The 22018-nt window shown below is 69.9% G+C and carries 22 protein-coding genes and 2 tRNA genes; 8 read left to right on the top strand and 16 right to left on the bottom strand.

Going from position 1 to position 22018, the window contains the following annotated elements; genetic code table 11:
* Positions 1–20: 20 nt before the first annotated feature.
* The 4 genes from rpoS to surE all read right to left on the bottom strand — a co-directional run bounded on the left by rpoS (position 21) and on the right by surE (position 3455).
* The gene (rpoS, locus tag H8N03_RS23095; protein ID WP_255428366.1) at positions 21–911 is read right to left on the bottom strand and encodes an RNA polymerase sigma factor RpoS; all 891 of its coding nucleotides are present in this window, start codon (positions 909–911) and stop codon (positions 21–23) included.
* Between the two features lie 119 nt (positions 912–1030).
* Positions 1031–1927, bottom strand: a complete 897-nt coding sequence (locus H8N03_RS23090; RefSeq protein WP_435531682.1) for a peptidoglycan DD-metalloendopeptidase family protein — start codon at positions 1925–1927, stop codon at positions 1031–1033.
* A complete protein-coding gene (locus H8N03_RS23085) occupies positions 1924–2685 on the bottom strand; it encodes a protein-L-isoaspartate(D-aspartate) O-methyltransferase (RefSeq protein WP_187078578.1) in 762 nt (253 codons plus the stop codon). The genes H8N03_RS23090 and H8N03_RS23085 overlap by 4 nt, the downstream gene beginning before the upstream one ends.
* Positions 2682–3455 carry a 5'/3'-nucleotidase SurE gene (gene surE, locus H8N03_RS23080; RefSeq protein WP_187078577.1) on the bottom strand — a complete coding sequence of 258 codons (774 nt, stop codon included), beginning with the start codon at positions 3453–3455 and terminating at the stop codon, positions 2682–2684. Before surE ends, H8N03_RS23085 begins: the two co-directional genes overlap by 4 nt.
* Before the next feature lie 91 nt (positions 3456–3546).
* Between surE and H8N03_RS23075 the strand changes: the two genes are divergently transcribed.
* A complete protein-coding gene (locus tag H8N03_RS23075; protein WP_187078576.1) occupies positions 3547–4536 on the top strand; it encodes an NADPH:quinone oxidoreductase family protein in 990 nt (329 codons plus the stop codon).
* A 37-nt stretch (positions 4537–4573) separates the two neighbouring features.
* Positions 4574–4649 (top strand) — tRNA-His (locus H8N03_RS23070).
* Positions 4650–4706: 57 nt separating this feature from the next.
* Here the strand turns inward: H8N03_RS23070 and H8N03_RS23065 are convergent.
* From H8N03_RS23065 to H8N03_RS23040, 6 genes are all read right to left on the bottom strand, one after another.
* On the bottom strand, positions 4707–5255 hold the full coding sequence (locus H8N03_RS23065) for a DUF1003 domain-containing protein (RefSeq protein ID WP_187078575.1): 549 nt from the start codon (positions 5253–5255) through the stop codon (positions 4707–4709).
* 81 nt (positions 5256–5336) lie between these two features.
* Positions 5337–7259: a SurA N-terminal domain-containing protein gene (locus tag H8N03_RS23060; RefSeq protein WP_187078574.1), complete on the bottom strand. Its 1923-nt coding sequence runs from the start codon at positions 7257–7259 to the stop codon at positions 5337–5339.
* Positions 7260–7321: 62 nt separating this feature from the next.
* Positions 7322–7397: transfer RNA gene (locus H8N03_RS23055), tRNA-Val, on the bottom strand.
* A 16-nt stretch (positions 7398–7413) separates the two neighbouring features.
* Positions 7414–7686, bottom strand: coding sequence for an HU family DNA-binding protein (locus H8N03_RS23050; protein ID WP_013901776.1), 273 nt, complete (start codon positions 7684–7686; stop codon positions 7414–7416).
* A gap of 221 nt (positions 7687–7907) precedes the next feature.
* A complete protein-coding gene (locus H8N03_RS23045) occupies positions 7908–8993 on the bottom strand; it encodes a tartrate dehydrogenase (RefSeq protein WP_187078573.1) in 1086 nt (361 codons plus the stop codon).
* Positions 8990–9874 (bottom strand): alpha/beta fold hydrolase, encoded by an 885-nt coding sequence (locus tag H8N03_RS23040; RefSeq protein WP_187078572.1) that lies wholly within the window; start codon positions 9872–9874, stop codon positions 8990–8992. Before H8N03_RS23040 ends, H8N03_RS23045 begins: the two co-directional genes overlap by 4 nt.
* A 75-nt stretch (positions 9875–9949) precedes the next feature.
* On the opposite strand from H8N03_RS23040, the gene H8N03_RS23035 reads away from it, so the two are divergent.
* Entirely contained in the window at positions 9950–10900 is a 951-nt protein-coding gene (locus H8N03_RS23035; RefSeq protein ID WP_187078571.1) for a LysR substrate-binding domain-containing protein, read from the top strand.
* On the opposite strand, the gene H8N03_RS23030 is transcribed toward H8N03_RS23035, so the two are convergent.
* From H8N03_RS23030 to uvrC, 3 genes are read right to left on the bottom strand one after another with little or no spacing between them, the layout of a single operon-like run.
* Positions 10848–11762, bottom strand: coding sequence for a DMT family transporter (locus tag H8N03_RS23030; protein ID WP_255428352.1), 915 nt, complete (start codon positions 11760–11762; stop codon positions 10848–10850). The two genes, H8N03_RS23035 and H8N03_RS23030, sit on opposite strands and share 53 nt — an antisense overlap.
* A gap of 7 nt (positions 11763–11769) precedes the next feature.
* Positions 11770–12339 (bottom strand): CDP-diacylglycerol--glycerol-3-phosphate 3-phosphatidyltransferase, encoded by a 570-nt coding sequence (gene pgsA, locus H8N03_RS23025; protein WP_187078570.1) that lies wholly within the window; start codon positions 12337–12339, stop codon positions 11770–11772.
* Between the two features lie 36 nt (positions 12340–12375).
* On the bottom strand, positions 12376–14439 hold the full coding sequence (gene uvrC / locus H8N03_RS23020; RefSeq protein WP_187078569.1) for an excinuclease ABC subunit UvrC: 2064 nt from the start codon (positions 14437–14439) through the stop codon (positions 12376–12378).
* 19 nt (positions 14440–14458) lie between these two features.
* Here uvrC and earP point away from each other — a divergent pair, with 19 nt between their 5' ends.
* From earP to H8N03_RS23000, 4 genes are all read left to right on the top strand, one after another.
* Positions 14459–15499 (top strand): elongation factor P maturation arginine rhamnosyltransferase EarP, encoded by a 1041-nt coding sequence (gene earP / locus H8N03_RS23015; protein WP_187078568.1) that lies wholly within the window; start codon positions 14459–14461, stop codon positions 15497–15499.
* 99 nt (positions 15500–15598) lie between these two features.
* Positions 15599–16153, top strand: a complete 555-nt coding sequence (gene efp / locus H8N03_RS23010) for an elongation factor P (RefSeq protein ID WP_187078567.1) — start codon at positions 15599–15601, stop codon at positions 16151–16153.
* A gap of 51 nt (positions 16154–16204) precedes the next feature.
* The gene (locus tag H8N03_RS23005) at positions 16205–16999 is read left to right on the top strand and encodes a heme-dependent oxidative N-demethylase subunit alpha family protein (protein WP_187078566.1); all 795 of its coding nucleotides are present in this window, start codon (positions 16205–16207) and stop codon (positions 16997–16999) included.
* Positions 16999–17877 (top strand): AEC family transporter, encoded by an 879-nt coding sequence (locus tag H8N03_RS23000; protein ID WP_187078565.1) that lies wholly within the window; start codon positions 16999–17001, stop codon positions 17875–17877. The genes H8N03_RS23005 and H8N03_RS23000 overlap by 1 nt, the downstream gene beginning before the upstream one ends.
* Before the next feature lie 2 nt (positions 17878–17879).
* Here the strand turns inward: H8N03_RS23000 and H8N03_RS22995 are convergent, their stop codons facing one another.
* A complete protein-coding gene (locus H8N03_RS22995) occupies positions 17880–18566 on the bottom strand; it encodes a hypothetical protein (RefSeq protein ID WP_187078564.1) in 687 nt (228 codons plus the stop codon).
* Positions 18567–18657: 91 nt separating this feature from the next.
* Here H8N03_RS22995 and H8N03_RS22990 point away from each other — a divergent pair, with 91 nt between their 5' ends.
* Positions 18658–19560, top strand: a complete 903-nt coding sequence (locus H8N03_RS22990; protein ID WP_187078563.1) for an LOG family protein — start codon at positions 18658–18660, stop codon at positions 19558–19560.
* On the opposite strand, the gene H8N03_RS22985 is transcribed toward H8N03_RS22990, so the two are convergent.
* Positions 19535–20725: an MFS transporter gene (locus tag H8N03_RS22985; RefSeq protein ID WP_354005166.1), complete on the bottom strand. Its 1191-nt coding sequence runs from the start codon at positions 20723–20725 to the stop codon at positions 19535–19537. The genes H8N03_RS22990 and H8N03_RS22985 overlap by 26 nt on opposite strands.
* Positions 20706–22013, bottom strand: coding sequence for a DNA recombination protein RmuC (locus H8N03_RS22980; protein WP_187078604.1), 1308 nt, complete (start codon positions 22011–22013; stop codon positions 20706–20708). The genes H8N03_RS22985 and H8N03_RS22980 overlap by 20 nt, the downstream gene beginning before the upstream one ends.
* Positions 22014–22018 lie beyond the last annotated feature (5 nt).

Below are 22018 nucleotides of genomic sequence, written 5' to 3'. Positions count from 1 at the left end.
GCCCGACTGTAGCAGCCGCCTCAGAAGAGCGAATCGCGGTCCACGCCGCTGCGCGCCATCTGCCGCTTCAGCTTGGTGAGCGCCTCATTCTGGATCTGCCGCACCCGCTCGCGCGTGAGGCCGAGGCGGTCGCTCAGCACCTCCAGCGTCTCCGGCTCGCGATGGTGCAGGCCGAAGCGGCCTTCGAGCACCTCCTTCTCGCGATTGGAGAGCGTGTCGATCCAGCCGGCCAGCAGGCGCTCCACCTCGTGGTTGTGCGTGACGCCGGTCGGGTCCAGGGCGAGTTCGTCGGCCATGAAGTCGCCGAGGGTGTGCTCGTCGTCCGAGCGGTCCACGACGGCGTCGAGCGACTTGGGCGTCTCGGCCATCGCCAGCAGCTGCGCGATCTCCTGCACGTCGCGCCCGAGCAGCGCGGCGACGTCCTCGACGCGCACGCCCTCCCCGTCCCCGTTGCGCGCCGCCATGAACGCCGGGTCGTTCTCGAGCGTGCGCCGCGCGCGCAGCACCTGCTGCAGGTCGCGCACGACGTGCACGGGCAGGCGGATCACGCGGCCCTGGTTCATCACCGCGCGCTCCACCGCCTGGCGGATCCACCAGGTCGCGTAGGTGGAGAAACGGAAACCGCGCTCGGGCTCGAACTTGTCGATCGCGTGCATGAGGCCGAGGTTGCCTTCCTCGATCAGGTCCGACAGCGGCACGCCGCGCCCGAGATAGCCCTTGGCGATGCTCACGACCAGCCGCAGGTTGTGCTCGATCATCGACTGGCGCGCGTCGAACTCGCCGGCCCGCGCGCGCATGGCGGTCTCGTACTCTTCCTCGGCGGTGAACAGCGAGGTGCGGCGCACGTCGCGCAGGTACAGCGTCAGCGTGTCCGTGCTCTCGCCGGACAGGTCCGCCGACAGCTCGCGCATGGGAATCTCGGCGACGGGTTCGGCCACGGGAACCGGCGGCTCATCCGTGGGAACGCTGTCCGCATCGGGGCGGGCGCCTGCAGGCGTCGGCGAACCGTGCCCGTTGCGCCGCTTCATGGCTATCTCGGTGGGAGGTACCTCGTGGGATCGACCGGCTTGCCCTGCCGGCGGATCTCGAAATGCAGCTTCACGCGGTCGGTGTCCGTGGACCCCATCTCCGCGATCTTCTGCCCCTTGCGCACCGTCTGGTCTTCCTTCACCAGGAGCGACTGGTTGTGCGCGTATGCGGTCAGGTACGTGTTGTTGTGCTTCAGGATGATCAGGTTGCCGTAGCCGCGCAGGCCGGCGCCGGCATAGACCACGCGGCCATCCGCGGCGGCGAGCACGGGATCCCCCGCGCGGCCGCCGATGTCCACGCCCTTGTTCTTCTGCTCGTCGAAGCCGGCCAGCACCGTCGCCGCGCCGTTGGTGGGCCAGGCCCACGCGATTTCGTCGTCGGGGCCGCTCGCCGCAGGCGCAGGCGCGGGGCTGGCCGGAGCCGTCGTGGCGGTGCCGCGGGCGACGCTGCTCGCGGCACTGGCAGGCGGCACGGCGGCCGATGCCGTCGAAGCAGCGGGCGCGGCTGGCACCGCCGACCCGGGCGCGGGAGCGGCAGCGACGGCGGGCGCGCTCGGCGGCGCCACGCGCAGCACCTGCCCGACCTCGATCACGTTCGGGTTGTCCAGGTTGTTCCAGCGCGCGACGTCGCGCCAGTTCTGGCCCGACTCCAGGGCGATGCGCAGCAGCGTGTCGCCGGGGCGCACGGTGTAGTAACCGGGCTTGCCCGCGTTCTCGGCGCCCGGCAACGCAGCCACCGCGGGCTGCGCGGGGATCGTGCCCGGACGCACCGTGGTGCGGTCTTCCACCGGCGCGGGCGTGCGGCGGGGCGCGGCGCAGCCGGCCAGCACGGCACACGCTGCTGCCAGAACCACCCACTTCACTGCGCACGCGCGCGAGTCCATCGAATTCTTCCTCATGCGATGCCCGATTTTAGGGGGACAAAGTGAACGCTCTCAAGAACCGTCTGGGAGAGGCGGCCCGCCGCCTTCTCGATGACCACCAGCGCCTGGCGCTGATCGGGCATCACCATGGGTGCCACGATGCGTCCGCCTTCGGCGAGCTGATCGGTCCACGTCGCAGGAACGGCCTCACCCCCTGCTGCCGCAATGATGCCCGCATACGGTGCGCCCTGCGCGAAACCCGCCATGCCGTCGCCGAACAGCAGGTGCACGTTGGCGAGGCGGAAGGCGCGCAGGTTGTCGCGCGCGCGGTCGTGCAGGCCGCGCAGCCGCTCGATGCTGTACACCTCGCTGGCCACCTGGCTCAGCACCGCGGCCTGGTAGCCGCAACCGGTGCCCACTTCGAGCACGCGCCCGAGCCGCCCCGATGCGGCCGCGCGCGACCCGAGCAGCAGCTCGATCATGCGCGCGACGACGCTTGGCTTGGAGATCGTCTGTCCCAGGCCGATCGGCAGGCTGGTGTCCTCGTACGCCTGGTTCACGAGCGCGCTGTCGACGAAGCGATGCCGCTCCACCGCCTGCATCGCGGCGAGCACGCGGGCATCCACGATGCCTTGCGCGGCGATCTTCTGCACCATGCGCGCGCGCACGGCCTGCGAGTCGAGGCCGAGCCCCGAAGGCGCGAGGCTCCCGACCGGCGCGGCCACGGGCCTGCGCACGGGCTGCGCCGGCGCCGCGCGGGGCAGGCGCGCGGGAAAGCCGGGCCGCTTCGTCACGGCGTGCCCTCGCCTTTCGGCAGCTTCGCGGCGGACTGCGCCCAGTAGCGCAGCGCGTCGTGGTCCGTGAGATCCACCTTCAGCGGCGTGATCGTCGGATGCCCCTGCAGCGAGGCATGGAAGTCGGTGCCTTCCGCATCGTCCTTCGGCAGGCCCGCGCCGCCGATCCAGTACATGGTCTCCCCGTGCGGACTCGACTGCGAGATGACTTTCTCCGCGGCGTGGCGGCGCCCGAGACGGCACACCTTGAAGGACTTGAGCTCGCCGTACGGGCGATTGGGGATGTTCACGTTCAGCAGCCAGTGCGCATCGTCCGTGCGGTGGTGCTCCACGAGGAACTGCACGAGCTCGCGGGCCTTGCGTGCCGCCGACTCCAGGTGCGCCCACCCCTTCTCCACCTGCGAGAAGGCGATGGCGGGAATGCCGAACAGGTAACCCTCCATCGCGGCCCCCACGGTGCCCGAATAGATCGTGTCGTCGCCCATGTTGGCGCCGTTGTTGATGCCGCTCACCACCAGGTCGGGCCGGTAGCCGAGAAGCCCGGTGAGCGCGATGTGCACGCAGTCGGCCGGCGTGCCGTTCACGTAGCGGAAGCCGTTGCGCGCCTCGGTCACGTACAGCGGCGCGTGCAGCGTGAGCGCGTTCGACTTGGCGCTGTTGTTGTGCTCGGGCGCGACCACTTCCACGTCGCCGAGGTCGCGGATCGCTTCGTACAGCGCCACGATCCCCGGCGCCTGGTAGCCGTCGTCGTTGGAGAGCAGGATCTTCATTCCGCAGGATTGTAGGCGCCGGTCACCGCAGGGACAGGACGGCCCTCGGCCGCCTGCCTATGATCGCGTGCAACGAGAAGGAGTACCGCCCATGCATGCCTGGCTTTGCGAGAACCCCGTCGGCGTCGACGCGCTGCAGTGGAAGGAATTGCCGACCCCGCAACCGAAGGCGGGTGAGGTACTGGTCGAGATCAAGGCGGCGAGCCTGAACTTCCCCGACCTGCTGATCGTGCAGAACAAGTACCAGCACAAGCCCCCGCTGCCCTTCGTGCCGGGCTCCGAGTACGCCGGGGTCGTCGCCGCCGTCGGGGAAGGCGTGACGCACCTGAAGGTGGGCCAGAACGTCGCGTGCCTCTCCGGCACCGGCGGTTTCGGCACGCACACCCTCGCGCCCGCGCAGCTGTGCATGCCGCTGCCGCCCGGCTTTCCCTTCGTGGACGCCGCGGCCTTCATCATGATCTACGCGACCTCGCACCATGCGCTGGTCGACCGCGCCCAGCTCAAGGCCGGCGAGACGGTGCTCGTGCTCGGCGCCGCGGGCGGCGTGGGAACGTCGGCGATCCAGATCGCGAAGGCGATGGGCGCGCGCGTGATCGCCGCGGCCTCCACCGACGAGAAATGCGCGCTGTGCCGCTCCATCGGTGCCGATGCCACGATCAACTACACGCAGCATCCCGTGCCCACGGCGTTCCGCGACGCAGTGAAGGCGGCCACCGACGGCAAGGGCCCGGACGTGATCTACGACCCCGTGGGCGGCGACTTCGCCGAGCCCGCGTTCCGCTCCATCGCCTGGCGCGGCCGCTACCTCGTCGTGGGCTTCGCGGCCGGCCCCATCCCGAGCCTGCCGCTGAACCTCGCGCTCCTCAAGGGCGCCTCCATCGTCGGCGTCTTCTGGGGCGACTACTCGCGCCGCGAGCCGAAGGCGAACGCCGCGATGATGCAGGAGCTCGCGCGCTGGTACGGCGAAGGCAAGGTCAAGCCCGTGATCGACCGCACGATGCCCATGGCCCAGCTCAAGGAAGCCTATGCCCGCATGGGGTCGCGCGAGGTGAAAGGCAAGCTCGTCCTGGTCAATCCCTGAAAGACCGCCGCGGCCCGGCTATAATCGCGGGCTCACGGTGGCTGTAGCTCAGTTGGTAGAGTCCCAGATTGTGATTCTGGTTGTCGTGGGTTCGAGTCCCATCAGCCACCCCAGAACGTGAAAGGCCCTGAAGGCGCAAGCCTCCAGGGCCTTTTCCATGGCGCCCGCGGTCAGGGCGAGCCGGTCTCCTCGCGATCCTGCTCCTTCTGCGTTTCGTCGATCTGCTTGGCGAGCGAGTCCAGCCGCGTCGCCTCGGCGAGCGCGGCCACCTCGGGGTCGTGCCCCACTTGCGCGCCGACCTTCTGCGCGATCAGCTCCAGCATCTGCAGCGTCTTGGTGGTCTCCTGCTCGGCGAGCAGGTTGATCTGCAGGTCGAGCTGCGCGCGGCGCTCGCTCAGCCGCATCGCGTAGTTCTGCGCGATGAGGATGAAGGCGGCAATGAAGATGGACTCCGTGGAAGCCCACATCGTCAGGAACGTGAAGGGATAGGGATCCCAGTGCGGCAGCCCCGGGATGCTGTTCACGGCGAACCAGGCGCCGAACACCGCCGCGTGCACCCACACGAAGTGGATGCTGCCGCAGAAGCGCGCCACGAAGGACGCGGTGCGGTCGGCGAAGCTGGGGTCCGCGACGGCGAGCTGCTCGAGCTCGCGCACGGTGCGCACGTTGCGGCGCGTGATCTCGGCGGCTTGCCGGGCGGTGGGGGCATCGTGCGACATGGGCGCCAGTCTTGGCCCTGCCCTCCCCCGCTCTTGCCGGACGGGCGCGGATCACCCTGTCAGCCGCGCCTGCGTCGCGCCTTACTGCGTGCTCGTGCCTTCCTTCGGCTTCGGCACGTTGATCTGCACCTTGAAGCGCTGCTTGAGCTCCTCGTAGTAGGCGGCGGCCTCGGCCATCGCCCATGCACGGGCGTACTGCTGCTGCTCCTGCTGCGCCTGCTGGGGAGCCGGCGCCTCGCGCGGCAGCACCTTGTTCACCTGCACGACCGCATAGCCTTCCGGCCCGAGGTCGACGCCGACCAGCGCCGGCAGCTTCGCCGGGTCGGCGCGCAAGGCGGCCTCGATCACCTGGCGCGGGTGCTTCGCGTCCTGGCGCGAGACGCTCTCGGCGGCGCCGAGCTGTGCCGTCGCCGGCGCGGCCTTCCAGGCCGCCAGCTTCGCCTCGCCTTCCTTCTTCGCGAGTTCGGCGGCCTTGGCCGCGACGACCTGCTCGCGCACCTGGGCCTTCACTTCGTCGAAAGAACGCGTGTGGGCGGGCGAATGCTGCGTGATGCGGCCGGACACCATCTGGTTAGGCCCCACCTCCACCGCCTCCGTGTTGCGCTTGCGCTCGACGGCGTCCGGCGAGAACACGGCGGCCAGGAACTTCGGGTTGCCGAGCGGGCCGGCGGTGCCGGGCTGCGGCGTGCGCGTCACGTTCTGCGCCGTGCGGATCTCCAGCTTCAGCTTGTCGGCCACGGGCTTGAGCGAATCCGACTGCTCGTACACGGTGTTGCTGAAGGTCTCGGCGGCTTCGGCGTATTTCTTCTGCGCCTGCTCCTTGCGCACCTGCGCCTCGAGCTGCGGCTTCAGTTCCTCGAAGGTCTTCGGCTTGTCGGCCTTGATGTCCGTGAGCCTGATGATGTGGTAGCCGAACTCGGACTCCACCACGTCGCTGATGTCGCCCTTGTTCTTCATCGCGAAGACGGCGTCCTCGAAAGGCTTCGTCATCGCGCCGCGCGCGAAGAAGTCCAGGTCGCCGCCCTGCGCCGCGGAGCCGGGGTCCTGCGAGTTCTTCTTCGCCACCTCGGCGAAGCTGTCGGGGCTCTTGCGCACCTGCGCCAGCAGTTCCTCGGCTTTCGCCTTGGCCTTGGCCTTGTCTTCCGCGGAGGCACCCTTCGCCACCGTCACGAGGATGTGGCTCGCGCGGCGCTCCTCGGGCTTGCCGGCCAGGCGCGAGGCGTTCTGCTCGTAGTAGGTCTTGAGGTCGGCCTCGTTGACGGTGACGCCCTTCTCCACCGTCGCCAGGTCGAGCACCACGTACTCGATGTTCGCCTGCTCCGGCGCCTGGAACAGCTTCGCGTTGTCCTTGTAGAAGGCCTGCAGCTCCGCGTCGGTGGGCTCCACCTTCGCCTTGAAGTCGGCGGCGTTGAAGCGCGCCAGCTGCACCTCGCGGCGCTCGAAGAAGCTGCCCAGCGACACGCCGGCCTGCGCGGCGGGCGTGAAGGAGGACTGCGCCACGCCGTTGACGACCTGGCGCAGGGCGAGGTCGTTGCGCACGGAGTTCTCGAACATCTCCGGCGTCATGCCGCGCGCGGCCAGCACCTGGCGGTAGCGTTCGATGTCCAGCCTGCCGTCGGGGCCGCGCAGCGCGCCGATCAGCTCGTTGGACTGCAGTTCGCGGGCGACGCGCTGGTCCGCCACGAGGAAGTGCGAGTTCGCGGCGGCGGCGGCCAGCACGCGCTCGCGCACGATGCGCTCCAGCGTGCCGTACTTCGCCTCGGCGCTGTCGAACAGCTTGGCATCGAGGTTGGGCATCTGCTCGCGCAGGCGGTCCACCTGCTGCTTGTGCGCCTCGTCCCACTCGCCCTGGTGGATCTCCTGGCCGTCCACCTTGGCCACCACCTCGCCCTTCTGGTGCATGCGGTCGTAGCCTTGCAGGCCGAACAGCACGAAGGAAGGCACGATCAGCAGGAACAGCAGGAACTGCATGACCTTCGTGTGCTTGCGGACGAAATCGAACATGGTGTCGGGACTCTCGGTCTCGGGAACAAACAAAAAGGCGAACCGCGGTTCGCCTTTCATCGTGGTGGGTGCTGACGGGATCGAACCGCCGACCTACGCCTTGTAAGGGCGCCGCTCTACCAGCTGAGCTAAGCACCCCACCGGGTGATCCGTCTCAGTTCAGCGCATCCTTCAGCGCCTTGCCAGGACGGAACTTGGGTACCTTGGCGGCCTTGATTTTAATCTGTGCGCCGGTCCGGGGATTCCGGCCGCTGCGGGCGGCCCTCTTGCCCACCGCGAACGTGCCGAAACCGACCAGCGACACCGACCCGCCCTTCTTCAGGGTGGTCTTCACCGCGCCGATCATGGACTCCAGGGCGCGGGTGGCCGCGGCCTTGGAGATGTCGGCGTGTTTGGCGATGTGCTCGATCAGTTCGGTCTTGTTCATGGGTGCCCCTCTTGCAGGAATGTTTGTCGACCCTTGCGGTCCAAAAATTTGTCTCCCGTTCCCGAGACGCGGCCCCGGCGGGGCAGGCGTGGCGGGAAGGGGAGACAGTGCGGGCGGCCTTGCAGCCACTGGCGCCGATTAGAAACAGCGCCGCGAGGGGTGTCAATACGGCATGCGGCAATACAACAGCGCCGCCGCCATTCCGCACGAAGGCTGACGGCTTACAGCGCCGCGGCCACCGCCTTGCCCACGTCGGTGGTGCTCGCCTTGCCGCCGATGTCGCCGGTGCGCGGGGCGCCCGACTTCGGGTCCAGCACGGCCTCGATCGCCTTCAGGATCGCGTCGTGCGCTTCCTTGTGCCCCAGGAAGTCCAGCATCATCGCGCCGCACCAGATCTGGCCGATCGGGTTGGCGATGTTCTTGCCGTAGATGTCCGGCGCGGAGCCGTGCACGGGCTCGAACAGCGAGGGGAACTTGCGGTCCGGGTTCAGGTTGGCGGAGGGCGCGATGCCGATGGTGCCGGTGCAGGCCGGACCCAGGTCGGACAGGATGTCGCCGAACAGGTTGCTCGCCACCACCACGTCGAAGAAGTCGGGGCGCTGCACGAAGTGCGCCGTCAGGATGTCGATGTGGAACTTGTCCGTCCTGACGTCCGGATACTGCTTCGCCATCTCCGCCACGCGCTCGTCCCAGTACGGCATGGTGATCGCGATGCCGTTGGACTTGGTGGCGCTGGTCAGGTGCTTCTTGGGACGGGACTGCGCGAGGTCGAAGGCGAACTTCAGCACGCGGTCCACGCCGTGGCGCGACATCACCGTCTCCTGCATGACGATCTCGCGCTCGGTGCCGGGGTACATGCGGCCGCCGATGCTGCTGTACTCGCCCTCGGTGTTCTCGCGCACGATGTACATGTCGATCTCGCCCGGTTCGCGGCGGCTGCCGTCCTTGCGCACGACGGGGGCGATGATGCCGGGCATGAGGCGGGCGGGACGCAGGTTGACGTACTGGTCGAACTCGCGGCGGAACAGCAGCAGGGACTGCCACAGCGACACGTGGTCGGGGATCTTCTCCGGCCAGCCCACGGCGCCGAAGAACAGCGCGTCATGGCTGCCCACCTTGTCCTTCCAGTCGTCCGGCATGTACTTGCCGTGCTTTTCGCAGAAGTCCCAGCTGGCGAAATCGAAATGGTCGAAGGCGAGGTCGATGCCGAACTTGCGGGCGGCGGCGTCCACGACGCGCAGGCCCTCGGGCATGACTTCCTTGCCGATGCCGTCCCCGGGGATGACGGCGATGCGCTTCTTGCTCACTTGGTGCTCCTGAAAAAGGCGAGGGATTCGTCCAGCAGAAGGGCGGGGGCCTCTTCCGCGATGTAGTGGCCGCAGGGGACGCTGCGGCCGGTGAAATCGTCGGCGGCTGCGCGCCACAGCGCCGGCACGTCGAAGCAGCGGCCCACCGCGCCGTGCTCGCCCCACAGCACGCGCAGCGGCTGCGCGAGCCGGCGACCGGCGTCGGCATCGGCCTGGTCGTGCGCGAGGTCGATGCCGGCGCTCGCGCGGTAGTCGGCGACGACGGATGCCGCCGTGCCCGGGAGGGCGGCGCAGCGCTCGTATTCGGCCAGCGCCTGCGGCGCGAAGGCGGCGAGACCGGCATGGCGCGCGCCCATCACGCTGCGCACGTAGCGCACGGGGTCGGACGCGATCAGCGCCTCGGGCAGCGGCCCCGGCTGGATCAGGAAGAACCAGTGCCAGTAGGCGCGGGCAAAGGCTTCGCTGGTGTTGCGGTACATGGCGAGCGTCGGCGCGATGTCCAGCAGCAGCAGGCGTTCGACGGCCCGCGGATGGTCCAGCGCGAGGCGGTGCGCCACGCGCGCGCCGCGGTCGTGCGCGAGCACCTGGAAGCTTTCGTGGCCGAGTTCGCGCATCACGTGCATCGCGTCCAGGGCCATCTCGCGCTTGCTGTACGCGGTGGACGCGTCGCCGGCGGGCGGACGCCCGGAGTCGCCGTAGCCGCGCAGGTCCGGCAGCACGAGCGCGAAGTGCTCGGCCAACGCCGGCGCGACGCGGTGCCACATCGCGTGCGTCTGCGGGTGGCCGTGCAGCAGCAGCAAGGGCGCACCCTGCCCCGCACGGCGGACGTTCAGCGCGACGCCGTCGCGCTGGAGGGTGAGCCGTTCGAAGCCTTGCAGCATGGCGGCGATTCTGGCACCGCGCAGCGGCCGGCACCAGCAATAATCCGGCAAGCCATTCTTTCCCATCCGGCAGCAATGAAGCCAAACCTCGACCGCCCCGACCTCGAGCTGCTGCTCGCCATCCGCGAGCACGGCAGCCTCGCGGGCGCCGCGGCGGCCGCGGACGTCGTGCCGTCGGTGGTCACCAAGCGCCTCGCCGCGCTGGAAGGCCGGCTGGGGGTCAAGCTCTTCCAGCGCACCACGCGCAAGGTCGTGCCCACGCCGGAGGGCGAAGCGCTCTGCGAGCGCGCGCGCGAGCTGCTCGCCGGCTTCCAGGCCATGGAAGCCGAGCTGCAGGAGCGGCACCGCGAACCCGTGGGCCGCATCCGCCTCGCCGCGACCTTCGGCTTCGGCCGCGTGTGGGTGGGCCCTGCCATCGCGGAGTTCCAGCAGCGCCATCCGCAGCTGGAGGTGCAATTGCAGCTCACCGAGCAACTGCCCGACCTCGCCGTCGAAGGTTTCGACGGGGCCGTCTGGCTCTGGGCGGTGCGCGGCCAGCGCGCCAGCGAATGGACGGGGCGCAGGCTCGCGCGCAACCAGCGCGTGCTGGTCGCCGCCCCTTCCTACCTGCGCGAGCGCGGCACGCCGGCGACACTGGAGGATCTCGCTGCCCACGACTGCCTCGTCGTGCGCGAGAACGAACGCTTCGACGTCTGGCGCCTGCAGCGGGAACGCGACCGCACCGAGGCGCGCGTGCGCGTGGGCGGCCCGCTTTCCAGCAACTCCGGTGAACTGGTGCGTGACTGGTGCGTGGCCGGTCGCGGCATCATGCTGCGCAGCCTGTGGGACATCGCCGGGGCGCTCGCCAGCGGCGAGCTGGTGCGGGTGCTGCCGGCCTACGCGATGGCCGACGCGGACATCCACTGGCTGGCGCCGCAGACGGCGACCACGCCCAAGCGCATCCGGCTGCTGGTGGACTTCCTCGCCGAGAAGTTCAGGGCCGAGCCCTGGAAGGCCGCACGACCAGGCTCACGCCCACGGCGGTGAGCGCCATCCCGGCCACGATCAGCATCGTGATCGGTTCCCCGAACAGCACCCACGCCATGAGCGCCGTCGTCGGCGGCACGAGGTACATGAGGCTGGTCACGCTCGTGGCCGCGCCACGCTGGATCAGCAGGTACAGCAGCGAGCTGCCGCCCAGCGTCAGGCCCAGCACGGACCACGCGAGCGCGCCGAACAACTGGGGGTTGAGGCTGCCGTCGGCGAGCGACCAGCGCATGCCTTCCCGTTCCAGCAGCGCGAGCGGCAGCGTCACGGCGAAGGCCGCGGCCAGCTGCACGAGGTTGGCCGTGCGGACGTCGCAGGGCGCGACGAAGCGCTTCTGGTACAGCGTCCCGGCGGTGATGGCGAACAGCGCGATGGTCGCGAAGGCGAGGTTGAGCGGACCGACTTCGCCCAGGCCCAGCTTCTGCCACACCACCAGCAGCAGGCCGGCGAGCCCCAGCCCCAGGCCCAGCCATTGGCGCGCGCCGACGCGCCCGCCCTGCGTGGAGATCCAGATGGCCGTCAGCACCGGTTGCAGGCCGACCAGCAGCGCCGCGAGCCCCGCGCCCATGCCGGCCTTCACCGCGGCCCAGACGCCGCCCAGGTAGCCGGCGTGCATCAGGATGCCGGTGACGGCGAGGTGCATCAGCTGGCGGCGGTCGCGCGGCCAGGCGGCGCGCGCCAGCAGCGCCCACGCCAGGAAGGCCGCCACGGACAGCGCATAGCGCCAGGCCAGGAACTTCATGGGCGGCGCATGCGGCATCCCGTAGCGCGCGACGATGAAGCCGGTGCTCCAGATGAGGACGAACACCGCGGGCATCGCCCGCACCAGCGGATCGGCCCGCTCGCCCACGGCAGCCGTCATGTGTTCGTCAGCGGTTCACGCGCCGGCGGATTTCCGGCAGCGCCTTGCGCAGGTAGTAGATCATCGACCACACGGTCAGGATGGCGGCGATCCAGATCAGCCAGGTGCCCCACAGCGCCGTGTCGATGGCCCCGAACAGGTGGCCGTCGTACAGCAGGAAGGGGATCGCGATCATCTGCACCGTGGTCTTCAGCTTGCCCAGCATGTGCACGGCCACGCTCTTGGACGCGCCGATCTGCGCCATCCATTCGCGCAGCGCGGAGATGGCGATCTCGCGGCCGATGATGATCAGGGCCACGAAGACGTCCGCGCGCTTCAGGTGCACCAGCACCAGCAGCGAGGCGCAGACCAGGAACTTGTCCGCGACCGGATCCAGGAAGGCGCCGAAAGAGGACGTCTGGTTCAGCTTGCGGGCCAGGTAGCCGTCCAGCCAGTCGGTGGCGGCGAAGACGATGAACATCACGGTGGCCACGAGGTTCTGCACCTCCGGCCGCAGCCCGATGTAGAACACCCCCACCAGCAGCGGGATGGCGACGATGCGCGTCCAGGTCAGGAGCGTCGGGACCGTGAAGAACATGGACCCCGATTGTGCATGACGCGGCGCACCCGCCCTTCAATGCAATGCGCGATAGATTTCTTCCGCCAGTTCGCGGGAGATGCCTTCCACCGTGGCGATGTCCTCCACGCTGGCCGCCGCCACGCCGCGCACGCCCCCGAAACGCTGCAGCAGCCGCGCCCTTTTCTTGGCGCCCACGCCGGGGATCTCCTCCAGCTGGCTGCCGCCCACCCGCACCCGGGCGCGGCGCGCGCGCATGCCGGTGATGGCGAAGCGGTGCGCCTCGTCGCGGATCTGGGCGATCAGCATCAGGGCCGCGGATTCGCGCCCCAGGTAGACCTTCTCGCGGCCGTCGGCGAACACGAGCTCCTCCAGGCCCACCTTGCGGCCCTCGCCCTTTTCCACCCCGACGATCACGGACAGGTCCAGCCCCAGCTCCGCGAACACCTCGCGGGCCATGCTCACCTGGCCCCGGCCGCCGTCGACCAGCACGAGGTCCGGCAGGCGCTGGGCGCTGCCGCCCCCGCCGACCTTCACACGCTTCGGTGCCGCTTCCTCCTGCGCGGGCGCTTCGGCCACCACGGGCGCTTCGGCGATCTCCACTGCGGCGACCTCCGCGGCTTCCTGCTCCTCCGACGGCGTCGCGTCCGGCGTGTCCCGCCCCGCCTGCGCCAGCCGCGCGTAGCGGCGCGTCAGCACCTGGCGCATGGCCGCATAGTCGTCGCCGGGCGTGATGCCCTCGATGTTGTAGCGCCGGTACTCGCGGTTCTGCATCTGGTGGTGGTGGAAGACCACGCAGGACGCCTGCGTCGCCTCGCCCGCCGTATGCGAGATGTCGAAGCACTCCACGCGGAAAGTGTCCAGGTGGTCCGGCGCCAGGTCCAGCGCATCCACCAGCGCGCGCGTGCGGGCCTGCTGCGAGCCCTCTTCCGCCAGCAGGCGCGCGAGCTGCAGTTCCGCGTTCTTCTCCGCCATCTCCAGCCACAGGCGGCGCTGGCCACGGGGGTTGTGCACGGCGCCGATGCGGCTGCCCGCCTGCGAGGACAGCGCCTCGACGAGTTCGGGCTGCACGGGATGGCTCGTGATCAGCGCCGACGGCAGCGGCACGCCGATGTAGTGCTGCGCGATGAAGGCTTCCAGCACCTGCTCCTCGATCGGTTGCGCCCGCACGGCGTCCTCGGCGTCGTCGAACTCCTGGACGACCGACGCGTCCTCGAGGTGGCTGGGAAAGTAGGCGCGGTCGCCCAGGTGGCGGCCGCCGCGGATCATCGCCAGGTTCACGCATGCCTTGCCGCCCTGCACCCGCACGGCCAGGATGTCCACGTCCTTGTCCGACGCCGTCTCCACCGACTGCTGGTGCAGCACCTTGGACAGGGCGCCCATCTGGTTGCGCAGTTCCGCGGCCTGCTCGAACTCCAGCTTCCCGGCGTGCTCCAGCATGCGCGCCTCGAGCGCATTCAGCACGCTCTGCGCGTCGCCGCGCAGGAAGGCTTCGGCGTTCAGCACGTCCTGCTGGTAGGCCTGCGGCGTGATCAGGTTGACGCAAGGGCCGGTGCAGCGCTTGATCTGGTACAGCAGGCAGGGCCGCGTGCGGTTGGCGAACACCGTGTCCTCGCAGGTGCGCAGGCGGAACACCTTCTGCAGCAGCTGGATGGACTCCTTCACCGCCCAGGCGCTGGGGTACGGCCCGAAGTAGCGGTGCTTGCGGTCGACGGAACCGCGGTAGTACGCGACCCGCGGAAAGGCGGAAGGCATCGCCAGCGCGCCCTCCTTCGTCACGGGCAGCCGCTCGGGCGAGCCGGTGATCTTCAGGTAGGGATAGCTCTTGTCGTCGCGGAACAGGATGTTGTAGCGCGGCGCCAGCGTCTTGATCAGGTTGTTCTCGAGCAGCAGCGCCTCGGCTTCCGAGCGCACGACGGTGGTCTCGAGCTTCGTGATCTTTCCGACCATGTGGCCGATGCGCGTGCCGCCGTGGTTCTTCGTGAAGTAGCTGGAGACGCGCTTCTTCAGGTTGCGCGCCTTCCCCACGTAGAGCACGGTGCCCTCGGCGTCGTAGTAGCGGTAGACGCCCGGCAGGCCGGGCAGCGCCGCCACCTGCGCGAGCAGTTCCTCGGAATGCATTCACCTATTATCCGGGCCGATGCGCTGGGACCTTTTCTGTCGGGTCATCGACAACCACGGCGACGCGGGCGTGTGCTGGCGCGTGGCGGCGGAGCTCGCCGCGCGCGGGGAAACGGTCCGCCTCTGGATGGACGACAGCTCCATGCTCGCGTGGATGGCCCCGCAGCGCGCGCCCGGCGTGGAGGTGCTGCCCTGGCGCGACCCGCTGCCGCACGAGGAGCCCGGCGACGTGGCGGTGGAGGCTTTCGGCTGCGATCCGCCCCCGGCCTTTGTCGCGCGCATGGCGGCGGGCGCGCGGCCTCCCGCGTGGATCAACCTCGAATACCTCTCGGCCGAGGGGTACGTCGAGCGCAGCCACGGCCTGCCCTCGCCGGTGATGTCGGGGCCGGGGGCGGGACTCACCAAGCACTTCTTCTATCCGGGCTTCAGCACGCGTACGGGCGGGCTGCTGCGTGAGCGGGACCTGGCTGCGCGTCGCGCGGGGTTCGACCGCGCTGCCTGGCGGCGTCGATTCGGCATCGCGCCCGGAGAGCGCGTGGTGAGCCTGTTCTGCTACGAACCCGCGGCACTGCCGCAGCTGCTGGCACAACTGGCTGCCGGCGAAGCGTCGGCGCACCTGCTGGTCACCTCCGGACGCGCGGCCGCTGCCGTCCGGGCCGCTGGCGCACGGGACACCGGCAACCTGCGCCTGCACTGGCTGCCCCTGCTCGCCCAACGGGCCTACGACGAACTGCTGTGGTCCTGCGACCTGAATTTCGTCCGCGGAGAGGACTCGGTGGTGCGCGGACTGCTCGCCGGGGTCCCGCTCCTGTGGCAGGTCTATCCCCAGGACGACCTCGCCCACCACGCCAAGCTGGAAGCCTTCCTCGCCTGGCTGCAGCCGCCTGCGGACCAGCGTGACTTTTTCCTGGCGTGGAACGGGGTCGCCGCGGGCCCGTTGCCGCCGATCGACCTCGCGGCGTGGAACGACACCGCGGTGCGCGCCCTCGCCGAGGTGGACGCCCTGCCCGAGCTCGCCACCGAGCTGGTGCGGTTCGCGGCGGCCCGCGCTACAATATAGAGCTTTGCGTTACAGGGCAGACCGCGCCCGCAGACGCACACACCTGCCGCCCACCGCAGACCCTGCGCGCGCCGCGGCTTCTCCACCGAAGACACCGTCATGAAAATCGCTCAGGAAATCCGCGCCGGCAACGTCATCATGCAGAACGGCCAGCCGTGGGTCGTGCTGAAGACCGAATACTCCCGCGGCGGCCGCAACGCCGCCACCGTGCGCATGAAGCTCAAGTCCCTGCTGAACAACCAGGGCACCGAAGTCGTCTTCAAGGCCGACGACAAGATGGACCAGATCGTGCTGGAGAAGAAGGAGTGCACCTACTCCTACTTCGCCGACCCGATGTACGTGTGGATGGACACCGAGTACAACCAGTACGAAGTGGAAGCCGACAACATGGGCGACGCCCTGAACTACCTCGAGGACGGCATGCCGGCCGAAGTGGTGTTCTACGAAGGCAAGGCCATCTCCGTCGAAATCCCGACCAGCCTCGAGCGCGAGATCACCTGGACCGAGCCGGCCGTCAAGGGCGACACCTCGGGCAAGGTGCTCAAGCCGGCCAAGATCGCCACCGGCTTCGAGATCGGCGTGCCGATCTTCGTGGCGCAGGGCGACAAGGTGGAAATCGACACCCGCACCGGCGAATACCGCCGCCGCGTGTAAGCTGCGCATCCCGCGACGAAGGCTCCGCAAGGGGCCTTTTTCTTTTCCGCCGTGTCCTTCGCGTTCGACCGCATCGCCGTCCCGTTCCGGATGCAGCCCGGCCTGCAGCGCCTGGGCGCGGACGCGCGCCACCTGACGCCGCTCGCCCCGGGCAGCCCGCTGTGGCAGGAGAAGAAGCGCGTGCTGGACGCCGGCGCCAGCCGCCTCGCGGTTCCGGGCTTCGACCCGCAGCCGGCGATCGCGGCCATCCTGGCGCAGGCCCGCGCCGAGGGCATCGCGGCTTCGGAACCCATCGAGCTCGCGTTCGAGGAAGACTTTGCGGTGCTGGAGGCGCAAGGCGCCACCCTGCCCTGGCTGTGCGTGTCCGTCCCTTCGCACTGGGCGCCGGAGGACAAGCTGGGCCTGCCGTTCCCCGCGGTGCACACGCCCGTGGCGGACAACCAGGCGCTCCTCGCGGCCGCGGCGCAGCTGGTGCGGCTCGTGACCGGCGGCGAGCGCTTCGAACGCTTCGTCTGGACGGTGACGCCCGGTGCCCGCTACGACCAGCACCCGCGCCGCCACGCTCGCACGCCCTGGCCGGACACGGCGGATCCGCAGTCCTTCGCCGCGCAATGCTTCCTGCGCAGCGAACGCCAGACCTTCTTCCCCATTCCGGGCGTCCCGGGCCAGGCGGTGTTCACGATCCGCGTGATGCTGCAGCCGCTGGCCGACGCCGTGCGCACGCGCGAAGATGCGCTGCGCCTCCAGGCCTCGCTCGCGTCCATGAGCGACGCCGTCCTCGCGTACAAGAGCCTGGCGCCGGCGCGCGACCGGCTGCTGGCCTGGCTGGCCCTGCGGAGCGCCTGATGGAGCTGGTCACCCGCATCGCGGAAGTGATCGTGCCGGTGTTCCTGATCGTCGCCATCGGCTACGCCTACGCACGGCGCGTGCACCCGGACATGGGCGCATTCAACCGCATCGTGCTGGACGTGCTGACGCCCGTGATCGTCTACACGGCGCTGGCCGGCAAGGAGTTCCGGCTGCAGGAGAACCTGCCGCTGCTGGGCGCGGGCGCGCTGCTGATCCTGCTCACGGGCCTCGTCGCGTGGGGCGTGGCGCGCGCGGCCCACACTTCCCCGCGCACCCTGGTGCCGGTCGTGATGTTCACGAACTGCGGCAACATGGGGCTGCCGCTCGCGCTCTTCGCCTTCGGGCCGCAGGGCCTGGGCGCCGCGGTGGCGCTGTTTTCCATCAGCAACCTGATCCACTTCTCGGTCGGCTCGCGCATCACCAGCGCGGGCGCGAGCACGCGCGAGCTGCTGCTCAGCCCGCTGATGATCGCCAGCGCGCTGGGCTTCGCGAGCGCCGCCACGGGCGTGCGGCCCCCGGACATGCTCTTCTCCGGCCTGAAGCTGCTGGGCGAAGCGATGGTGCCGCTCATGCTGTTCGCGCTCGGCGTGCGCCTCACGCAGCTGCGCCGGCGCGACGTGCCGCGCGGGCTGCTCGGGGCGTTCGCGCGGCCGCTGGTGGGACTGGGGGTCGCCGTGCCGCTCGCCTGGGCGCTGGGCCTGGAAGGCACGGCGCGCGCCCAACTGATCCTGTTCGCCGCGCTGCCTCCGGCCGTCATGCAGTACCTGCTCGCCGAACGCTACGGGCAGGAGCCCGAGCGCGTCGCCGCGATGATCCTGCTGGGGAACGCGCTGGCCGTGCTGTCGGTGCCCGTGGGCCTGGCCCTGGCGTTCTGAGCTCAGTGGCGCGTGAGCGCCCAGACCAGGAAGCCCGCCATCGTGACGACCGCGCCGACCACCGCGGCCCACATCAGGGGCTGCAAGGTGCTCACGGCGCCAGGGGAGCGACCCGCCAGCGGCTCGCTCCCCGGATACGGCGCGGTGTACGGCAGGCTCTCGGCGAGTTCGCCGGCGGCGGCGGGCTTGAGCAGGTCGAGGCTCACGCGCTGCATGCGCTTGGCCGCGGTGGTGCGCACCCACAGGTCCACGACCGTGCCGCGCAGGCGGGCATGCGCGATGTCCTGCAGCGGGAACTTCACGCGGTCCTCCTTCCAGGACAAGCCTTCGCGGAAGCGGCCGGAAATGCGCAGCACCTTGGTCTGCACGCGAACCTCGACCTCGCCCTTGAACGCCGGAATGTCGTGGCCCTTGCCCTCCACCTCCAGCAGCTGCGCGGCGTGGATGCCCTGCACGACGGAATAGCTGCTGCTGCCGGCCAGCGGCGCGGCGAGGCTGCTCGCCTCGAAGCCGGTGTCCGGCTGGCCCTGGCGCACGAGTTCGCCGACGGTGAGGTGCGTGCCGTCGTCGCCGAGCAGCACGTCCTTGCTGCTCAGCGTCTTCTTCACCTTCATGCCGACGATGGTGCGGCGGTCGAACGGGCCGAGCCTGCGGCCTTCGTGCAGCACGTGGTAGACCGGGTTCTCCAACGCATCCTCTCTTCTTTGCCCGACAGGATAGCGGCTGGCCACGCCCGCCGGGAACCCGGCGCAGGCGGGATTCCGGCCACAATCGGTGCATATGTCTTCGACCCGCAACATTCACGACCGGCGGCTGGCCGATGCCTGGGCGACCCTGCAGGCCCACGCCGACGCCGGCCTGCCCCTGGACCCGGAGGCCAACCGCCTCGCCTTCGCCGACCCCGAGTTCCTGCTGCGCCGCGAGACGCGCGGCATCCGCATCCAGCTGGAGCTGCTCAAGCCCGACCTGGAACAGCAGGCGCACGGCATCGAGAACACCATCGTCGTGTTCGGCAGCGCGCGCTTCCGCGACCAGGCGAGCGCCGAGGCGCTGGTGAAGAAGGCCGAAACCGCGGTCCAGCCGGTCGCGCCCGACGCCGGGGGCGAGACCGGCCCGGCGCCGGTGGACGCGCGCCGTGCCAAGGCGCTCGCCCGCAACGCGCACTACTACGAGAAGGCCCGCGCCTTCGGCCGGCTGGTGGCGGAGTACAGCGCCGGCAAGGAGCCGCGCGACATGCTGTTCGTCTGCACCGGCGGCGGCCCCGGCATCATGGAGGCGGCCAACCGCGGCGCGCACGAGGCGGACGGCGTCAGCGTCGGCCTGTCGATCGCCCTGCCGATGGAGGAAGCGGCCAACCCGTACGTCACGCCCGCGCTGTCCTTCAAGTTCCACTACTTCGCGCTGCGCAAGATGCATTTCATGATGCGCGCGAAGGCCCTCGTCGCCTTCCCCGGCGGCTTCGGCACGCTCGACGAGCTGTTCGAGGTGATCACGCTCGTGCAGACGAAGAAGGCGCGCGCCGTGCCGATCGTGCTGTTCGGCTCGGACTACTGGAAGCGCCTGATCAACTTCGAGATGCTGGTCGACGAAGGCGTGATCTCGCCCGCGGACCTGGACCTGTTCCAGTTCGCGGACGATCCCCAGGCCGCCTGGGACATCATCCGGAACTTCTACCGGCTTTGATGTCCTTCAGCCGCCACGCGACGCGGATGCCTCCGCCGACCGTGGCGGCGACCGTCCAGAAGACGGCGCTGATGCCCACCACCGCGCCGGCCGTGCCGAACAGCATCGGCATGGCCACGCTGGAGGCATTGATGACCAGCATGCGCATGCCGACGGCCTCGCCGTGGCGGTGCTCGGGCGTGATCTGGTGCAACATGCTCATGACCATGGGCTGCACCATGCCCAGCGCGAACCCGAGCAGCACCGAGCACAGCCCCATGGTGAGGGCCACGTGCATGAACGGGTACACCGCATAGATCACGGTCGTGGCCGCCATCGCGGTCACGATCAGGACCCATTCGTGCACGCGGGCCGCCAGCATCGGCAGGAAGACGCGGATCGCCGCCGCCGAGAAGGCGAACAGGCCGAGGATGGTGCCGATCACCGACGCGGAGAGGCCGCGCTCGTGCCCGAGCACCGGGACCACGAAGGTGTGCACGTCCCAGGCCGAGGACAGGAACCAGTTGACCAGGATCAGCCGGCGGAACGACGGGTCGCGCCAGAGGTCCCACGCCTTGCCCCTGTGGGCGCCGTGCGGCTGGACGACCGGCGCCAGCTCGTGCGCCTGCCGTACGAAGTACCAGGTCGCCAGCGGCATCAGCGCCAGCATGAGGAAGGCGGCGCGGAAGCCCGCATGGTCGATCACCAGCCCCGCGGCGAAGGGTCCCACGAAGTTGGAGAACGCCGGGCCGATCGCGAGCCAGGAGAACGCCCGCTTGATCTCCTCGGGCGTGTGCGCCGCGCGCCCCACGTGCCGCTGCAGTGCGATGACCGCACCGCCGGTCGCGCCGCCGGTGAGCAGCGCCGCGACGCACAGCACCGGGAACACGGGCCAGGCGAACGCGAGCGCACCCCCGAGGCAGGCCGCGCCCACGCTGATCGCGAACGGCCGCTTCAGCCCGTGGCGGTCCGCGTAGCGGCCGGCCGGCAGGGACAGGAACACCTGCATCAGCGCATAGAGCGACAGCAGCACGCCCACGGCCAGCTCGCTGTAGCCGGCCCGCAGCGCCATCAGCGGCGCGGCCATGCGCATGCCCGCCATCGTGGCGTGCAGGAAGATGTGGCCGAGGATCAGCCGGAACAGCTCGCGCCGGCGCGCGTGGGGTTCAGGACTCGTCGTCGTCACCGTTGTCGGCCAGCGGCAGCAAGGCCTGGGACTGGTTCTCGGGCAGCGCTTCCACGTTCTTGAGCGCCCGCCGCATCATCTTCGTGCGCGTGTCGGCCTTGTCGACCGTGTCGGCGGCCTTCTGCACCTGCTCCTTGATGCGCGCCACCCATTCGCCGTACTTGTCGAACTCGGTCTTCACGGCGCCCAGCACCTTCCACACCTCGGAGGCCTGCTGTTCCAGGGCCAGCGTGCGAAAGCCCATGTGCAGGCTGTTGAGCATCGCCAGCAGCGTGGTCGGGCCGGCCAGCGTGACGCGGTAGTCGCGCTGGATCCTGTCCATCAGTCCCGGCCGCCGCAGCACCTCGGCGTAGAGGCTCTCGATGGGCAGGAACAGGATCGCGAAGTCCGTCGTGTGCGGCGGTGCGAGGTAGGACTCGCAGATGGACTTGGCTTCCTCGCGGATGCGCACTTCGAGCGCGCGCCCGGCGCTGTCGATGCCGGCGTGGTCGGCGCGGTCGTGTGCATCGAGCAGCCGCTCGTAGTCCTCGCGCGGGAACTTCGCGTCGATGGGCAGCCACACGGGCTGGCCGTCGGCGCTGCGGCCCGGGAAGCGGATGGCGAAATCCACGCGCTGGTTGCTGCGCGGCCTGGTCTCCACCTGCTTGCCGTACTGCTCGGGGGTGAGCACCTGTTCCAGCAGCGCTTCGAGCTGCACCTCCCCGAACATGCCGCGCGTCTTCACGTTCGTCAGCACGCGCTGGAGGTCGCCCACGCCCTGCGCGAGCGTCTGCATCTGGCCGAGGCCGTGGTGCACCTGCTCCAGCCGCTCGGCCACCTGCTTGAAGCTTTCGCCCAGGCGCGCTTCCAGCGTGGACTGCAGCTTCTCGTCGACGGTGCGGCGCATCTCCTCCAGCTTGGCCGCGTTGGTCTGCTGCATCGCGTGGAGCTGGGTCTCCAGCGTCTGCCGCACTTCCGCGATGCGACGCGCGTTCGATTCGCTCAGGTCGCGCAGCGAGTCGGCGATGGTCTTCTGCGTCAGCGCGAGCTGCTGGGCGAACGCATCGATCTGCGCGTTCTGCGTGCGCGTGGCTTCCTGGCCCTGCTGCAGCAGCATCTGCTGGAAGGAGGCGAGCGTCTGCGTGAGCTCGCCGCGCAGTCCGCGCGAGGATTCGCTGATCTCGCGGCGCAGTTCGCGCTCCAGCCGCTCGCTGGCCGCCATCAGCTCGGCGCGGCCCGTGTCCGGCACCGGCGGCTTGCGCAGGAGCAAGGCCACCAGCAACACGACGCTGGCCAGGGCCAGCGCCATCACGA

Origin of the sequence: Ramlibacter cellulosilyticus, from assembly GCF_014297465.1 — a bacterium.
In the GTDB taxonomy this organism is placed as follows: Bacteria; Pseudomonadota; Gammaproteobacteria; order Burkholderiales; family Burkholderiaceae_C; genus Ramlibacter; species Ramlibacter cellulosilyticus.
The sequence above is the reverse complement of the archived record's forward strand: the minus strand, read 5'-3'. Positions and strand labels throughout refer to the sequence as shown.

Excerpts from the sequence above, each read along its gene's own strand:
- pgsA (WP_187078570.1), bottom strand. The coding sequence starts at position 12,339 with ATGTTCTTCACGGTCCCGACGCTCCTGACCTGGACGCGCATCGTCGCC.
- rpoS (WP_255428366.1), bottom strand. The coding sequence starts at position 911 with ATGCGCGAGCTGTCGGCGGACCTGTCCGGCGAGAGCACGGACACGCTG.
- earP (WP_187078568.1), top strand. The coding sequence starts at position 14,459 with ATGCGCTGGGACCTTTTCTGTCGGGTCATCGACAACCACGGCGACGCG.
- H8N03_RS22990 (WP_187078563.1), top strand. The coding sequence starts at position 18,658 with ATGTCTTCGACCCGCAACATTCACGACCGGCGGCTGGCCGATGCCTGG.
- H8N03_RS23000 (WP_187078565.1), top strand. The coding sequence starts at position 16,999 with ATGGAGCTGGTCACCCGCATCGCGGAAGTGATCGTGCCGGTGTTCCTG.
- H8N03_RS23075 (WP_187078576.1), top strand. The coding sequence starts at position 3,547 with ATGCATGCCTGGCTTTGCGAGAACCCCGTCGGCGTCGACGCGCTGCAG.
- surE (WP_187078577.1), bottom strand. The coding sequence starts at position 3,455 with ATGAAGATCCTGCTCTCCAACGACGACGGCTACCAGGCGCCGGGGATC.
- H8N03_RS22980 (WP_187078604.1), bottom strand. The coding sequence starts at position 22,013 with ATGGCGCTGGCCCTGGCCAGCGTCGTGTTGCTGGTGGCCTTGCTCCTG.
- H8N03_RS23060 (WP_187078574.1), bottom strand. The coding sequence starts at position 7,259 with ATGTTCGATTTCGTCCGCAAGCACACGAAGGTCATGCAGTTCCTGCTG.
- H8N03_RS23090 (WP_435531682.1), bottom strand. The coding sequence starts at position 1,927 with ATGAGGAAGAATTCGATGGACTCGCGCGCGTGCGCAGTGAAGTGGGTG.
- H8N03_RS23035 (WP_187078571.1), top strand. The coding sequence starts at position 9,950 with ATGAAGCCAAACCTCGACCGCCCCGACCTCGAGCTGCTGCTCGCCATC.
- H8N03_RS23030 (WP_255428352.1), bottom strand. The coding sequence starts at position 11,762 with ATGACGGCTGCCGTGGGCGAGCGGGCCGATCCGCTGGTGCGGGCGATG.
- H8N03_RS23050 (WP_013901776.1), bottom strand. The coding sequence starts at position 7,686 with ATGAACAAGACCGAACTGATCGAGCACATCGCCAAACACGCCGACATC.
- efp (WP_187078567.1), top strand. The coding sequence starts at position 15,599 with ATGAAAATCGCTCAGGAAATCCGCGCCGGCAACGTCATCATGCAGAAC.
- uvrC (WP_187078569.1), bottom strand. The coding sequence starts at position 14,439 with ATGCATTCCGAGGAACTGCTCGCGCAGGTGGCGGCGCTGCCCGGCCTG.
- H8N03_RS23065 (WP_187078575.1), bottom strand. The coding sequence starts at position 5,255 with ATGTCGCACGATGCCCCCACCGCCCGGCAAGCCGCCGAGATCACGCGC.
- H8N03_RS23040 (WP_187078572.1), bottom strand. The coding sequence starts at position 9,874 with ATGCTGCAAGGCTTCGAACGGCTCACCCTCCAGCGCGACGGCGTCGCG.